This window comes from Belliella calami (genome assembly GCF_022549695.1).
GTDB lineage: Bacteria > Bacteroidota > Bacteroidia > Cytophagales > Cyclobacteriaceae > Belliella > Belliella calami.
On record NZ_JAKZGS010000001.1, the window covers coordinates 104,942 to 120,624 of the forward strand.

General features: G+C 36.2%; 12 protein-coding genes. 3 read left to right on the forward strand and 9 right to left on the reverse strand.

Annotation, left to right across the window (positions count from 1 at the left end):
- The first annotated feature begins 258 nt into the window (after nt 1-258).
- Nucleotides 259-2,682, forward strand: a complete 2,424-nt coding sequence (locus MM236_RS00455) for a glycoside hydrolase family 31 protein (RefSeq protein WP_241272951.1) — start codon at nt 259-261, stop codon at nt 2,680-2,682.
- Nucleotides 2,683-3,129: 447 nt separating this feature from the next.
- Nucleotides 3,130-4,464 carry an MFS transporter gene (locus tag MM236_RS00460; protein ID WP_241272952.1) on the forward strand — a complete coding sequence of 445 codons (1,335 nt, stop codon included), beginning with the start codon at nt 3,130-3,132 and terminating at the stop codon, nt 4,462-4,464.
- Between the two features lie 11 nt (nt 4,465-4,475).
- On the opposite strand, the gene MM236_RS00465 is transcribed toward MM236_RS00460, so the two are convergent.
- Nucleotides 4,476-5,435, reverse strand: coding sequence for a hypothetical protein (locus tag MM236_RS00465; protein ID WP_241272953.1), 960 nt, complete (start codon nt 5,433-5,435; stop codon nt 4,476-4,478).
- A gap of 457 nt (nt 5,436-5,892) precedes the next feature.
- On the opposite strand from MM236_RS00465, the gene MM236_RS00470 reads away from it, so the two are divergent.
- Entirely contained in the window at nt 5,893-6,762 is an 870-nt protein-coding gene (locus tag MM236_RS00470) for a type 2 periplasmic-binding domain-containing protein (protein ID WP_241272954.1), read from the forward strand.
- 68 nt (nt 6,763-6,830) lie between these two features.
- Here the strand turns inward: MM236_RS00470 and MM236_RS00475 are convergent, their stop codons facing one another.
- From MM236_RS00475 to dnaG, 8 genes are all read right to left on the reverse strand, one after another.
- A complete protein-coding gene (locus tag MM236_RS00475) occupies nt 6,831-7,382 on the reverse strand; it encodes a hypothetical protein (RefSeq protein ID WP_241272955.1) in 552 nt (183 codons plus the stop codon).
- Nucleotides 7,382-7,846: a hypothetical protein gene (locus MM236_RS00480; protein WP_241272956.1), complete on the reverse strand. Its 465-nt coding sequence runs from the start codon at nt 7,844-7,846 to the stop codon at nt 7,382-7,384. The genes MM236_RS00475 and MM236_RS00480 overlap by 1 nt, the downstream gene beginning before the upstream one ends.
- A gap of 355 nt (nt 7,847-8,201) precedes the next feature.
- Nucleotides 8,202-8,816: a hypothetical protein gene (locus MM236_RS00485; RefSeq protein WP_241272957.1), complete on the reverse strand. Its 615-nt coding sequence runs from the start codon at nt 8,814-8,816 to the stop codon at nt 8,202-8,204.
- On the reverse strand, nt 8,779-10,311 hold the full coding sequence (locus tag MM236_RS00490) for a hypothetical protein (RefSeq protein ID WP_241272958.1): 1,533 nt from the start codon (nt 10,309-10,311) through the stop codon (nt 8,779-8,781). Before MM236_RS00490 ends, MM236_RS00485 begins: the two co-directional genes overlap by 38 nt.
- A gap of 268 nt (nt 10,312-10,579) precedes the next feature.
- Complete coding sequence (surE, locus tag MM236_RS00495; protein WP_241272959.1) at nt 10,580-11,365, reverse strand: 5'/3'-nucleotidase SurE; 786 nt, start codon at nt 11,363-11,365, stop codon at nt 10,580-10,582.
- A 5-nt stretch (nt 11,366-11,370) separates the two neighbouring features.
- Nucleotides 11,371-12,006 (reverse strand): hypothetical protein, encoded by a 636-nt coding sequence (locus tag MM236_RS00500; protein WP_241272960.1) that lies wholly within the window; start codon nt 12,004-12,006, stop codon nt 11,371-11,373.
- 68 nt (nt 12,007-12,074) lie between these two features.
- Nucleotides 12,075-13,292 carry a bifunctional 3,4-dihydroxy-2-butanone-4-phosphate synthase/GTP cyclohydrolase II gene (locus MM236_RS00505; RefSeq protein WP_241272961.1) on the reverse strand — a complete coding sequence of 406 codons (1,218 nt, stop codon included), beginning with the start codon at nt 13,290-13,292 and terminating at the stop codon, nt 12,075-12,077.
- A gap of 87 nt (nt 13,293-13,379) precedes the next feature.
- Nucleotides 13,380-15,323, reverse strand: coding sequence for a DNA primase (dnaG, locus tag MM236_RS00510; RefSeq protein WP_241272962.1), 1,944 nt, complete (start codon nt 15,321-15,323; stop codon nt 13,380-13,382).
- Between the last annotated feature and the right edge of the window lie 360 nt (nt 15,324-15,683).

Here is a 15,683-nt window from a genome sequence, read left to right on the forward strand (position 1 = left end):
GTAAATAGTTGGCTAAATTGAAAAATCAGGTCTAATTTTCAAAATATTTAAAAAAAAGAGAAAAATTGTTGCTTTTTTATGCAATCGTTTGAATAGGGCTTGATTTTTATCTTTCCGTATTTCAAAGCTAGGTTAAATTAATTCTCACCCCATAACCAACATAGAAGCAATTTTTTACTTTAATTATACTTTCTAAATTTAGCTGAGACAAATAGCTTTTCAGCTAAACAACGAGCCAAAAAAACAAAAATTAAGCGAATGACCTTTTCTATAAATAGCAAAAAGCAAAATCAAAACCTACATGCTGGTAAGGTTGAGAATTGGGATAAAAACATACTTGGTATTACCGGAAAAACAACAAATGGGAATTTTTCAATCGCTGTATATAATCATGACACGATCCGAGTTCAGGTAAGCCAAGATGAAACTTTTGATCAAAACCCATATAGTGTTATTAACCAGCCAAAAAAAGTTGATTTTAAGATAACAGAAAATGAAAATTCAATCTCAATATCCACCGACTTAATTGAAGCAAAAATCAATCTCAACCCCTTTCATATAAAATTTTTGGATAAAAAGGGAAATGTGATCAATGAAGATGATGAATCATTTTCTGTCTCATGGCTTGGGACTGAAATTACCAATTACAAAAAAGTCCAACCAAATGAGAAGTTCATTGGATTGGGAGAGAAAACTGGGAATCTCAACAGGGCCGGAAGAGCCTACACCAATTGGAATACAGATTATTTTGCTTATGGAATAGGAGATGATCCCCTGTATCTTTCAATTCCATTTTATATAGGAATCCACCAAGAGTTGGCTTATGGGATCTATTTTGACAACACCCACAAGTCAGTTTTCAATTTTGGGGCTTCCAACAATCGCTTTATGTACTATGCTGCAGATGGTGGTGATATGGATTATTATTTCATTCATAACCAAAATGTTGGGGAAATTATCGGTGCTTACACACATCTGACAGGAAGAATGGAAATGCCTCCAATGTGGGCGTTGGGCTTTCAGCAATGTCGCTACTCGTACTATCCCGATACAGAAGTGCTGAATTTGGCCAGAACCTTCCGAGAAAAAGACATGCCGGCTGATGTGATATACTTAGATATCCATCACATGGAAAAATACAAGGTTTTCACTTTTGACAATGAAAAGTTCAGTGATCCTAAGGCCATGATCAACAGGCTGAAAGAAAAAGGTTTCAAAGTGGTCGTCATTATGGATCCAGGGATCAAGACAGACAAAGGCTATTTGCCTTATGATGAAGGGTTGGAAAAGGATCTTTTTGTCAAATATCCAGATGGAGAAATCTATGAAGGACAGGTTTGGCCGGGTTGGTGTGCTTTTCCTGATTTCACCAAAGAAGAAACACGGACATGGTGGGGTGAGAAGATGAAATTCTACAAAGACGCAGGTGTTGATGGATATTGGACTGACATGAATGAACCCGCTTCTTGGGGTCAATTTACACCAAACTTGATCAATTTCCACTATGAAGGTGAAGTCGTAAGCCATCGAAAAGCAAGGAATATCTATGGACTTCAGATGGCCAAAGCAGCCAAAGAAGGAAGCGAACTTCAGTCTCCTGATAGCCGACCCTTCGTATTGACTAGATCAGGTTTTGCTGGGGTACAACGCTATGCTGCAGCTTGGACTGGAGATAATGTCAGTAGCGAAGAACACATGCTTGCAGGTATTCGCTTGGTCAATAGCTTGGGGTTGAGTGGTGTTTCATTTGCTGGCTATGATGTTGGTGGATTTGCTGGAGAAGCTACTAAATCCCTATTTGCCAGATGGATGAGTATTGCAGCCTTTTCACCATTCTACAGGGCACATTCCATGATCAACAGCAATGATTCTGAGCCTTGGTCTTTTGGTGAAGAAGTAGAAGAAATTTCCAAAAACTACATGAAGTTGCGTTACCAATTGCTCCCAACTTTATACAGCAATTTTTACAAAAGCAGTCAAACAGGGCTTCCAATTGCGAAAAGCTTAGCAATAGATTATCCTTTTGACCCATTTATATACACTGAACTGTTCCAAAACCAATATTTGTTTTGCGATTCACTTCTAATTGCCCCTATAGAAAGTACTAGACAGATTGCAAAAGTATATCTTCCTGAGGGAGAATGGTACTATTTCTACAATGACCAAAAGTTCTCCGGAAATCAAATTGTATATGTTGACACACCCTTGAGTTACTTGCCGGTTTTTGCAAAAGCAGGTTCGATAATAGCCATGCAAAGTACCATTCCACACACCGAAAGCAAAAATGATGGAGTATTGAGACTTCATATCTACAAAGGAGAAGGTAACAATAGCTATACCCATTACGAAGATGATGGAATTAGCAAGGCGTATAAAGGAAATGGTTATTTCAAAAGGGAGGTAAAATGGGATTCGGAAAATCAGGAAATCCACTTTGGTGCAGTTGATGGGAAATACAAATCTAAGTTTGATAAAATCCAATTATATATCCACGGGATATCCACTGATAAAATTTCCATCAATGACTTACAGATCAACGCTCATACAGAAAACTTGGCCTTCTTGAGAAGGTTGACTGATTTTGACCCATTGCCTGATCATTCGCATCCCTATTTCGAAATCGAAAACATCAATTCTTTTATAATTGAACATCAATTTGAAGAATTTACAGTCAAAATCTAATTAGGTAACATTGTAGTTTAGATAAGACCTGCCAGGTTTTCTATTAAATAGGAACAGGTCTCTTATTTGGCAGGGAAGACTAATAAAAGATTTAAACCTGGCAGGTCTGGTTTCTTAACTAAGCGACATTGAATTAGCTAATATGATTTTCCGCAAATACACATCTGAAATAACTTCAATTCGGATTTGAGAATAAATACTAATATCAAATTTTGACATGTAATGGTCTGTAAGGACCAAGGCCAGAATCAAAGCAAATCAAGAACTATTTGTCTGTGTCTCCACAGACCAATGTAGCATTATTATAAATCAATTAATTGACTGTTAATGTGATTGTTTTCTATTGGTCTGTGAGGACACAGACCAAGGTAAGGGACACAGACCAAGGTAAGAGAAATAAGTATATAGTGATATTCCATATTACCACATTTCAATAAACCCAAGAAAATGCAAGTAGAAGAAAATAAGCCAAGACTGAGTTTTTGGCAAATCTGGAATATGAGTTTCGGATTTTTGGGAATCCAATTTGGTTTTGCTCTCCAAGGAGGATTTATGTCAAGGATCTTCCAAACCTTAGGAGCAGAAAAAGACGCTATCCCGATGCTATGGATCGCTGCACCTTTGACAGGTCTTTTGGTACAGCCAATTGTGGGTTACCTAAGCGATAGGACTTGGCATCCCAAATTTGGCAGGAGAAGGCCATTTTTCTTCTTTGGAGCAGTTTTTAGTACCATTGCATTGTTTTTTGCACCCTATTCCAGTGCGTTGTGGATGGCAGCTGGATCACTTTGGATCTTGGACGCATCTATCAATATCAGTATGGAGCCATTTAGGGCTTTGGTGGCAGACAAGTTACCTGATAGTCAAAGATCTTATGGATTTGTGGTACAAACGCTGATCATAGGAATCGGTACTTGGATAGCGAGTAACCTGCCTTGGTTTATGACTCAAATTGGTGTGCCCAATACAGCAGAACCAGGGGTAATCCCTGACTCTGTGAAATTTGCCTTTGGAATAGGTGCGGTGGTTCTGTTTTCCTCAATCCTCTATACCATCTTGACTACCAAAGAATATCCACCTGAAAATCTGGAGGAATTTGAAAAAGAAAATCAAGAGAGCAGTGGCTTTTTGAAAGGTGTAACAGAAATATTCAAAAACATCTTCGGGATGCCGAATGTAATGCTCAAACTAGGTTTAGTACAGTTTTTTTCTTGGTTTGCATTTTTTACCATGTGGAGTTTTGCAACTCCTGCGATTACAGAGCATATTTTCAAAGCGACCGATACTGCTTCTGTAGCATATAATGATGCAGCAGATAGCGTTGGGAATTATTTGGGGACTTATGGATTGACTTCCATGTTTTTTGCATTGATCCTTGCCTTCATCACCAGCAAAGTGAAGATAAATCGAAAATTAGTTCATATGTTCAGTCTGTTTGCAGGTGGTGCGGGATTCATATTGATTTATTTTATTTCAGAACCTTGGATGCTCCATATTTGCTTTGCACTTGTGGGAATAGCTTGGGCAAGTATCCTTTCGATGCCTTACGCCATGCTCTCGAGTTCTGTCAATCCCAAACAAATGGGCGTTTATATGGGAATCTTCAATATGTTTATCGTCATACCTCAAATCATTGCAGCCCTAGGAGGAATCAATTACATGTACAAATTGCTATTTGGAGAAGAAGTCGTATTCACCATGGTGCTTGCGGGAACTTCCCTGATTGTAGCAGGGCTTTGTAATTTGTTTATTACAAATAAAGGAGTGACCCATGATGGATAATCCCAATAAACTTAATCAACTTCTAATTCATCTATTCGATAAATCCCAGTAGGACTGGTTTCAATCCATTTCCCTTCAATCTCATGAATTTCGGAAGTACCTCTGCTTTTGATTGTAAGCTTGTATGATAGTATTCTTTTCCTCATTTCAATATTATTGGTAAATATAGATTTTCCGGCTGGAGCTTCTATAGTCACCATCAGATTAGGTATATATGGAATAGACGATGGGTTTTTGCTATATATACTCATCCTATCTGAAAAATAAATATTTCCATCAATGATATCAGAAGGTGTCTCTATTTCGATTGAGTCACTATCAAACCAAATAAAGGCATTCATTTCTTCACTTTCAAAATATGAGTTAACAATCACATTAGGGCCAACAAATGGGGAAACTTCCAGCTGTCTTGGTTCTAAAAAATCAAACTCATATCTATGTATGTTGTCTCTCATATAAAGAGAATCCCCGTCATCTTCACCTTGATAAAACTCAATCCCTTCAAAATCATAACCCTCAGATTCCACTTGATCTACATAAATTCTTTTAGAATTATTATCGTTTTGAAGCATTACAATTATTCCATACGGTTTACCAGAAGCATTCTCTTTCAGTTCAATCTCTAAAACACCATTGGTCTGATGTCTGATTTCAAAGCCAACATAATTTGTCGCTGACACCAAAGATCCAAGTCCAAACAACTCTAATTGACGGTTTTCCGAGATCAACTCTCCATTCAAATCAAAGACTTCACCAAATATTCTATGACCACCTTCTTTGGTTTCTACACCCACAACATCCCATCCATCTGACCCCAACTCAACAGTCTCTAAACCACCCTCACCGTCAAAATCAAGTTGAATGACGGTGTTTTCATCTTCTGGTTCATTCTGTGAAATGCATCCTGCAACCAAAAATAGTAAGGTAAAAACAATACACAGTTGGCCACCCTTAATATCAAAAATTAGCATAAGATTATAAATTTTTTAGAACTACTGAAGTTAATTAATAAACAATAATATTTTTCATTATAATTAAGATATTAAAAATAGGTTTTAGTAATATAAAAAACAAATAAATTTATATTATGTAAGTTTCAACATTGTTATAAGTTAGGCAAAATCATACTGAGGACATGCCAAAGTAAACCGTTGACGATTTGATCTTGCTTGAATTTGGTTTACACATTAGTGTCTAGCGTCAGGTTTTGTTCTTTGTTTAATTGGATATCCCTCTTCAAACTAGTAGCCATTTGTAATATTGTTTGAAGTTCAAATCAACCTGCTGTTGTCGGATGACCGCCGACTCTTGTGCGCCGTGGCGTAATTGTCAGAATGATTTCATGTGAAAATCCACTCTCTGATATCATTGCAGATAATCTTAATATTTTTATTCTTAATATAAAACGAATTAGGCTTAGCTTTGTATATGAAAAAAATCACCATCACTGGCGTACCTGAGCATTTTAATTATCCATGGTTGAAAATCATAGAACAGCAACCATTTTTAGATGATGGATTTGAGCTTGTGTGGCAGGAAGAATCCAAAGGTTCTGGAGCCATGAACAAAGCTCTGAGAGAAGGCAGTACAGACATTGCACTGGTGCTGACAGAGAGCTTTATCAAAGACTGGATTGAAGGAAATCCAAGTAAGATCATTGGACTTCACATTGCTTCGCCATTGAATTGGGGAATCCACCTTTCCGGTAAGTCCAAAGAAGAATCGCTAGATGAATTGAGTGAAGCTCCTTTTTTGATCAGCCGTTTTGGCTCTGGATCACATTTGATGGCTTTTTTGCTAGCAAAGCAGCAAGGATGGGACACTAATAAATTAAAGTTTGAAGTCATAGACAACCTGGACGGTGCAAAAAAAGCTTTTGGAAACGAGGAAGCTAAAATGTTCCTTTGGGAAAAATACACCACCAAACCACTTGTGGATGCAGGTCAGTTTAAGCGTGTAGGTGAAATCCCAACTCCTTGGCCATGTTTTGTGACAGTGGCTACTGAAAATTCACTAAGTGAAAATGGCTTGATTATAGAAAAAATCAGGGACAAGGTTTATGAATTTGCTTCTCAAATGGTCAAAAATGATGGTTTTTCTGAAACTCTCAGCCTCCGTTACGGAATTTCCCATAAAGATATCCAACAATGGCTAACCCAGACAAAATGGGCTACAGATAACGGTATTGCAAAAAAGGATCTTGAAGAAACGATGGATATTTTGCTTGGTTTGGAGTTGGTTGAGAGGAAAGTTGAAGTGAAGCAATTGGTGGATTTAAAATATGTGGATTTAAGTTGATTTTCATTGAATAAAGCAATCTCTAATCTGATGAAAATAATATCAGATTAGAGATTGGAATTTGATCTTCACTCTTCCATACTTTTTACAAAAGGCTTAATAAAAAACTCATAATAATCCTCTTCGATCATGTAACCAATGATATGACCTTGATCATCAAAACTAACTGGATACTCTGTTCGAAATTCAAAGTAATCGTTATTGTTTTTCTGAATACTTTGGATTAAATATGGTTTGTTACTTTCATTTGAGACTAAGTAACTTACTATATTTTTTGTATCCTTGTCAACGTAAATATGGGCATGCTTATCAGATTTATATTCAGCTCTTTCTGATTTTGATAATTTTGAGTACTCAAATCCAGACCCCATAAACTCTTTTGGTTTTGTATATTTTCTATTCTTGCTCTTTTTAAATTCTTCAATTTTGTATTTCAGATTATCTAGGTCTAAAACCCCAAGTTCGTTGGAATATGGCATCAAAATATATAATTCATTACTTCCTACATGAAATGCCAACTCGTTCACATTATCTTCAGAACTTCCTTTGTGGATTTCTGAAAAATCATTAGATCCAATAACACTTTTTAAGATTTTATACTCTTTTACGTTATTCTCCATCAAAGAATAACAAGCGAAATAACATGTTCCATTTTTATCAACAGAAATCGTCCTACATTTATTTTTTTTGGAAAAACATGCCTCATACTAATTTTATCAATTTCTTCTCCATCATAATTGTATTTTACAAACAGTCCAATATCTTTTACCAAATAAAAATAATCTTGAAAAAGAAAAATCTCTTCTGATATACCACCTATAACCGTCCTAGTATTGGGTTTAATCAACTCTTTTTGCCAAACATTTCCATCTTCATTTACTATAAACAAACTTTGCCCATCTAAACTAAACTGATTTAAAGCAACAAAATTTCCATTATTGAATTTGACATTTGAAAATTTCCCAGAAATATTTTTCTTGGGTACTCTAATGGTTTTATTCACATTTTGATAATACTGTTCTTCTGTAGAACTGCATGCAAATAGAACTAATATTAAAAACATTAAAAGATTGGTTTCTTTCATGATTCAAGAGTTTTTCAATTTAAATACATTTCGGGATTAAATGTTTTTAAGTTCAACAATTTAGTCTTCCAGTTGATTTTTTTTTATGTGTATCCGCTTTCCTGCACGTAGCCAAACAATAGGATGGCGGATGAACGATTTGTGGTTCTGTTGACAGTAAACTGTTGTCTGCCGACGAGTATCCGCAACTTACAAAGTTACTTTTTAACTAAGCTGCAACATTGCGGATACTCATATTTTTTTTTGAAATAAAAAGACTATCGAACTATCTTGAACAAAATTGCTAAAAAAAAGCAGTCCATATTTGAATAATATCAAACATGGACTGCTCATCAAATTTTTTACATTATATTTATTAATCTTTCCTGATAAAGATAATTTTTTTAGGGATTGATAATCGAGAGTTGTATTTAACCCGATTATTAGCATCTTTATTTGGTAATTTTAAGTTAGCACCCTCGCGACTATTATCTATCTCCATTTCTAGAACCCCCTCTTTATGAACTAAACGCCCTCTACCTGATCCGCCTAAAGAATTATTAAGATCATCGTTATAAGTAAAATTCAATACCGCTTTATTTATATCCATAGGTGTTCCTAATTTAGCTACAAAGAATTGGTTTTTATATTTAGTTTCTAAATCCTTAGGAGAATAGAATTTTTCGCCAGATTTGTAGTAAATCAAATTCATCAAAAGTACATCTGTCTTATAACCTGTATCCCAGGTTTCGCTTTTAATTGGGAATTTCTTCTCAAATTTCATCTCCAAAATTATACTATCCGATTCACTAAGGTTAGCAATCCATTCACCTTCGAAATAAACTATTTCATTTCTCTCTAAATATTGAGCATTAATTGATTTACCATAAAACATAAACACAATTAAGATAACCAGCAATTTCATTCTTTCCATCTTTTTTTTAATTTTCATTTTAACATCCATTTGCAATTGAATTTGTTCCTTGATCATTAATTTTTCTTCTTTCCCAAGAATCAAGTAAATCGTCTTGACCTACAGCTCTGAACAAAACTAATCCAGCATTTTCAAAAGCTTTTAAAAATGCATGTTCATAACTTTGAATATCATCCATCATTAAAGCCATATTTACTGCTACCCAATTTTCAAAATAATTTTGTAAGGCATTAAAATTATTTACTGAATTAAAATTTTCCTCAGCAAAATTCAGAAATGCAACTTCATCTTCTACCTTTAATATATATGCAGTATTTTCTGTAATTACACCCATCACAAAAGATTCTAATCCATTTGCTAGAAGGTTATTTTCATGTAGTTGGTAAATTGCATTTACATCAGCTAAAGAAAATATTGGGTCTAAACCCTCATAATGTGAATGAATAAATCCATCTATTGGGGTAGTAGGCGAAAAATTAACCTGAGGGACACCATATAATCCTCTTCCAATACCATATTCATAAATCCCAATACTATTTCTCACAATTAACCCATAACTTTCATATCCTTGACTAATAGAATTTTTCAAGTTATTGAAATTCTCTTTAAAATTAGAATCTTCTCCTAAAGCCTGTGCATGCAAACATGGATCTTCAAGCAGAAAATCATCAAAGTAAATCAATGTTTCACCCACATCCATTTCTTCTTCTGCAGGACTTCCAGAATCTCCAGAACCATCATCACCATTTCCTCCACCAGGCCCACCAGAGCCAGAGCCAGATCCAGAGCCCCCTCCTGACGAATGACTTGTTATACAAATAGTGATAGTTTCAGTATATAAAATATATTCACTTCCGTAAGTTACATCAAATCCTAATGAAACAACTTCATTATACTCAAGTTCTACATCAAAGCAAATCATAGAGCTATTTGACGACTTATTTAAATCCTTTTCATCAGGTTCATGAGCTTTTTCTACTGTTCCTCTACTCACATAGATTCCATTCTCATATTGGTAAGTTGCCAGTATTTTATCATCAAATCCATTCAAAGTAACTTGCCCTGAAAAATCTTTGGGAAGCTTCCTCAGACTATATGAATCAAAACCGATAGTTTCAGTTTTTTCACCTTCATCAAAAAACTTGAGAATATAAATTGTATAGCCAGAACTTGATTCCACAAAAATCACTGACTCACTTTGTTGATACAATTTTCTTCCTGATAAAATAGTATTATAATTGTTTTCGTATTCTAATCTGTATTCCCATGCCTTTCTGCCACTGGCAAACGTATATTCAATCCTATTGTCCCAAATTATTCTCTTGTTCAAACTTGGGAAATTGGAATTTATTCTTGATTTCCAATAAGGAATGTTGTTCAAATCAGGAATTTGACCGTTAAGTGATTCGTACCATGTTTTGATTTTGTCATTTTGCTGATTGGAAATTGGATTGGTTTCTTCGTCCGTTACACAAGAATTCAATGTAAAGGCAATCAACAGATAACCGAAACAAACCAAGAACTTCTTAATAGAAGTTTTCAATAAGTTCATTTACGTTAAATTTAAAAGATTTCACAAGTTTTTTCAAAGACTAAATCCTAATTCCAATTCTGGAAAAAATCTATGAAAAACAAATATGGCTTCAAAAAGTGGCCACTAATAAAACCGTTTACAAGAAAGAAAGAAAGAAAGAAGCAAGTTTTTAGTTTAAAAAATTCATAGATTTTATAATCATTTCAAAAATTAGATCTTTGAGAAAACCCAAAATTTTATAGCAGTCTAAACAAAAAAAAACGAGTCCTAAAACCCGTTTTTTTTATCATGAAAGTTCCTCCCAATTCCAATCTTCATTCATTTGATTGATCGCGTGATGTGCAGTCAGGTCATACTGACAAGGGACAATGGATACATAGTTGTTGGCAATAGCCCACTCGTCATTGTCTTCTCCTTTGTCAAAATTGACGAAATTACCCGCCATCCAAAAATATTTTCTGCCATTTGGGTCAAACCTCTCAGAAAACTCTTCCTGCCATTTGGCATGTGCCTGACGGCAGATTTTGACACCTTTGATATCTTCGTTTCTTTTTGGTGGAAAATTGACATTCAATGCTACACCTTTAGGAATTCCATGATCCAAAACCTGCTTGGCAATTTTGTAAACGTATTCCTCCACATGGCTGAAATCAGCTTTGGAAGAGTAATCACACAAACTAAAGCCAATCGAAGGATAGCCTTCCAATGCACCTTCTATCGCTGCCGACATCGTTCCTGAATACAATACGGAAATGGAAGTATTGCTTCCATGGTTGATCCCACTAACGACCAGGTCTACTTTTCTGTCCTTGAGTACATAATGCTTTGCAAGTTTTACGCAATCTGCTGGAGTTCCACTTGATTTGTAAGCTTGTACATCATCAAAAATCTCTTCTTCCTCCAATCTTAATGTCTCACCGATCGTAATCGCATGCCCCATGCCCGATTGGGGACTATCAGGAGCTACCACGATTACCTCTCCCAACTTCTTCATTACATTTACCAATACTCTAATTCCCTTGGATGTGATTCCATCATCATTTGATACTAGGATCAAAGGTCTTTCTGACATAAAATTTATTTTATTTGATTATAATAGGCCGTAATTCTAAGGAGGTCTCCCCTCTTGTCATGCGCCAATCTATTTTTTCTCATGTAAAGCTTCACTTCATCTTCCCTATCATCGAAGAAATCCATCAAGTCTTTTTTCTTTTGGGAGTATTTCTGGATTGCTCCGTCCTTAAAAAAGTAAAAATTGAATGCCAATCTGTGCCCTCCTCCCATCATAGGCCCTCCCCACATAGGATTCATCATCATTGGGCCATACATCCCCATTGATCTATTGTCTGTGGTCACATATTCCCTGCATAATAATGCTACATCATCTCCTTGGGTTAATACTTCAAATAATACAGGGGTTTGGTAATCTGTAGCCAAGGCATATGGTAAAGAGTAAAATGTTCTGATTCCACCATACACTTCATCATAGATTTCAAATTGAAGCACGTTTGATGCGCCAAATGTTTCGATGCTCTCTCTTTGCAATTGAACAATATTGTTTTCTAAGTCATATTGAACAAATCCTGTATATTCTCTACCATCGGTTGCGACGATTTTCCCCTTATGCCAAATCTGGGAAGGGAATTTATTTTGTGCCCAAGTATTGATACTTATGAAAGTGATGAAAAAAAGAAATATTGGAATCCTTTTCATATTTTAGGTCATTTTGATGTTAACTTTTTTATTAACGACAAAAAACGCAAATTGGTTGAATCAGCCATTTACTTCTTAAGGATCGAATGACCCATTTGATCTCTTTTGGTTTCCAAATACTTTTTGTTGTGTGGGTTAGAATCTATTTCTATTGGTAACTGCTCGACAATTTCCAAACCGTAGCCTAGCAAACCTACCCTTTTGGTCGGATTATTTGTTATGAGTCTGATTTTGCTAATCCCCAAATCTCTTATAATTTGGGCACCTACACCATAATCTCTTTTATCCATTGGAAAACCCAAAGCAAGATTTGCCTGAACTGTATCCATTCCCTGCTCTTGGAGCTTGTATGCTTTTAGCTTGTTGATCAATCCAATACCGCGTCCTTCTTGATTCATATACAAAACTACCCCTTTGCCTTCTTTTTCCACCATCTCCATAGCGCGGTGCAATTGAGGTCCACAGTCACATCTACATGACCCGAATATATCTCCTGTAACACAAGATGAATGCACTCTTACCATCACAGGTTCATCCTCTGCCCATTCACCTTTGATCAAAGCCATGTGAATCTCATCCGTATTGGTCTGTCTATATGCTATCAAATCAAAATCTCCAAAGTCAGTTGGCATTTCTACACCAATTTCCCTTTTGATCAATGATTCATTTTTCAATCTATATGCAATCAGATCTTTGATAGAAACCAATTTGAGGTTGAAGCGCTTAGCTACTTCAAACAAATCCGGAAGTCTTGCCATGGTGCCGTCTTCATTCATGATTTCGACCAAAACACCTGCTGGCTGTAAGCCAGCCAATCTTGAGAAATCAATTGCTGCTTCCGTATGTCCTGCTCTTCTCAATACACCACCTCTTTTGGCTTTGAGCGGAAAAATGTGACCTGGCTTTCCAAGTTCATCAGGATGGATCGAATCGTCAACTAGCGCTCTGATCGTTTTGGCACGATCGCTTGCCGAAATCCCTGTAGTACATCCATGTCCTACCAAATCCACAGAAACAGTAAATGGTGTCTCAAATGCTGCAGTATTGCTACCTACCATCAATTGAAGGCCTAATTTCTCACATCTATCCTCTATCAATGGCGCACAGATCAAACCACGACCATGCGTGGCCATAAAATTTACAATCTCTGGAGTAACTTTCTCTGCCGCACATACAAAGTCGCCTTCATTTTCTCTATCCTCATCATCTACTACGATGATTACTTCTCCGTTTTTGATGGCTACTATTGCTTCCTCAATGGAATCTAACTGACGTTCTTGGGTCATAATTATAATATTGAATGCTTTATATTAGGGTTTGCAAAATTACGAGCTTTATCGGATTAAAACCGAAGAACTCCAATTTAAGTTTGGTCAATTGCTAATTACTATGCCTAATTGCTTATCTATCTCTGTTTGATAGTGCTTTAGCTCCATGTAAACTTTAAGTCTTTCATCCATTATTTCATTGGATTCTTTTTGATCTTGGGCTTCCTTTATTTTACTTCTCGCTTCTTCCAACATCTTTTTGACGACTTTTTGCTTCAATCTCAAAATATTGTCATAAACTGATTTGGCCAAATCATCAGCTTCGCTAATAGTGAAAATTTGGAATCTTTCTTCCCAAAGTTTTGAAATTTCATGCTTCCTCGAAATCATGGTAATAATTTCATTTCTCACTTCTGCATCTTGGGAAGTCAAAAAATGCTGCGGCTGAGGCAAAATCCCATTAGCTAAAGCTTCTTTGTAAAGTTTGAGGATTTTATTGAATACAGGTGTTTCAAAAACCAACTCTTGTGTTTCTTGCAAGAGATATTCACAAACACTTAATTCCTCCGAAACCATTTCAAACCCATAGTTTACAAGCATACGCATCATTTCGCGCTCTTGAGCTTCCAGCTGGGAAGAAAAAGATATTCCCTCCTCTTTGGTAGGAAGAAAATTTTCAAAAGGTGTTTCTTGGCTTTCATCATCCCTTTGGTCTCTGAAGTATTGGTCTTTTTGAACCTTTAGGATGATTTTGTTCAACTCCACTTGAATGATCTCCTCCTCTATCTCAAGCAAATTGGCAGATTGGCGAACATATACAGACCTGATGATAGGATCTGCTATTTTGGAAAGACTTGCCACGACTTGCTTGATCAAGTCAGCTCTTTTGATTGGATCATTAGAAGCTTCATCAGCATGCAAACCTATTTTGAAAGCAATAAAATCTTGGGCATTTTTTTCTAAATAATCGGTAAAAGCCTGCGAACCGACTTTTCTAGAATAACTATCAGGATCATCACCATCTGGAAATACAACAGCTTTGACATTCAACCCACCTTCCAAAAGCATGTCTATACCACGGAGAGAGGCTTTGATCCCTGCAGAATCTCCATCAAATAGTACAGTTACATTATCCGTAAATCTTTTGATCAGTTTTATCTGATTCTCTGTTAGGGAGGTACCTGAAGATGCTACTACATTTTCGATGCCCGAAAGATGAAGAGACACCACATCTGTGTAACCCTCCACCAAGTAGCAATTGTCTTTTTCCCGGATAGATTTTTTGGCCTGAAACATTCCGTAGAGCACATCACTTTTGTGATAGACATCTGTTTCAGGAGAATTGATATATTTTGGTTGCTTTTTGTCTTGAGTGAGGATTCTTGCACCAAACCCTATCGGTTTTCCACCCAAATTATGGATAGTGAAAGTGACCCTTCCCCGAAATCTATCATAAACCCGAGTTGGATCGCCTTCTTTTTGCAAAATCAAGCCTGCCTTGAGCAAAATCTCCTCAGAATGCCCAGCCGCTTTTGCAGCTTTCAGAAGATGATCCCATCCATCAAGCGTGTAGCCAAGATCAAACTTTTCAATGATCGATTGACTAAACCCCCTTTCCTTGAAATAACTTAGTCCTATAGCACGTCCCTCTTCTGTTTGCAGGTTTTGGACGAAAAAATCTTTGGCGAAATTCAAAGCAATGTATAAGCTTTCCTTTTCATTATAGGCCTGAATATCCTCAGGAGTGCTAGTGTGGTCTTCTTCTACCTCAATACCATATTTGACTGCTAGATGCTTGATGGCTTCACCAAAACCAAGCCCCTCGATATCCATGACAAATTGTATTGGGTCTCCTGCCTTTCCACAGCCAAAGCATTTATAAATCTGCTTGGCTGGAGAGACTGAGAAAGAAGGGGATTTTTCATTGTGAAAAGGACAGCAAGCCCAAAGATTTTGACCTTTCTTTTTCAGAGGCACGTAATCGTTGACGACATCTTCAATATCTGCTCGTTCTCTTACTTTTTCGGTCGTTGCTCTACTAATTCCCATTAATCATTCACTTGAAAGTTCAAAGATAAAAGTATTCCTGCAAAACATAAGAATGTATTCCGAGAAACTATTTGGCTCAGTTAAAAGTTAGATTTTGGTATATGATTATCCGCAATTACACCAGAAGGTAAATAAAACAATTGGGTCAAGCGGATAATTGTCTACGGATGACAGTCGACAGCAGCTGAATTCAAAGTTTGTACCTAATTAAATATGGATACTGGTGTAAAAGCGGATATTCATATTTTAGTATATGGGTATACGGAACTTTACCACTAAATAAAGAAAAGCCTGATTTAGCTTAGATCCGATATTAATTGATGTTAGATACTCGTAAATACTGAACATAAGCAAGCAATC

Coding starts and splice junctions, on each gene's coding strand:
- MM236_RS00455 (WP_241272951.1), top strand. CDS start 259: ATGACCTTTTCTATAAATAGCAAAAAGCAAAATCAAAACCTACATGCT.
- MM236_RS00460 (WP_241272952.1), top strand. CDS start 3,130: ATGCAAGTAGAAGAAAATAAGCCAAGACTGAGTTTTTGGCAAATCTGG.
- MM236_RS00465 (WP_241272953.1), bottom strand. CDS start 5,435: ATGCTAATTTTTGATATTAAGGGTGGCCAACTGTGTATTGTTTTTACC.
- MM236_RS00470 (WP_241272954.1), top strand. CDS start 5,893: ATGAAAAAAATCACCATCACTGGCGTACCTGAGCATTTTAATTATCCA.
- MM236_RS00475 (WP_241272955.1), bottom strand. CDS start 7,382: ATGGAGAATAACGTAAAAGAGTATAAAATCTTAAAAAGTGTTATTGGA.
- MM236_RS00480 (WP_241272956.1), bottom strand. CDS start 7,846: ATGAAAGAAACCAATCTTTTAATGTTTTTAATATTAGTTCTATTTGCA.
- MM236_RS00485 (WP_241272957.1), bottom strand. CDS start 8,816: ATGATCAAGGAACAAATTCAATTGCAAATGGATGTTAAAATGAAAATT.
- MM236_RS00490 (WP_241272958.1), bottom strand. CDS start 10,311: ATGAACTTATTGAAAACTTCTATTAAGAAGTTCTTGGTTTGTTTCGGT.
- surE (WP_241272959.1), bottom strand. CDS start 11,365: ATGTCAGAAAGACCTTTGATCCTAGTATCAAATGATGATGGAATCACA.
- MM236_RS00500 (WP_241272960.1), bottom strand. CDS start 12,006: ATGAAAAGGATTCCAATATTTCTTTTTTTCATCACTTTCATAAGTATC.
- MM236_RS00505 (WP_241272961.1), bottom strand. CDS start 13,292: ATGACCCAAGAACGTCAGTTAGATTCCATTGAGGAAGCAATAGTAGCC.
- dnaG (WP_241272962.1), bottom strand. CDS start 15,323: ATGGGAATTAGTAGAGCAACGACCGAAAAAGTAAGAGAACGAGCAGAT.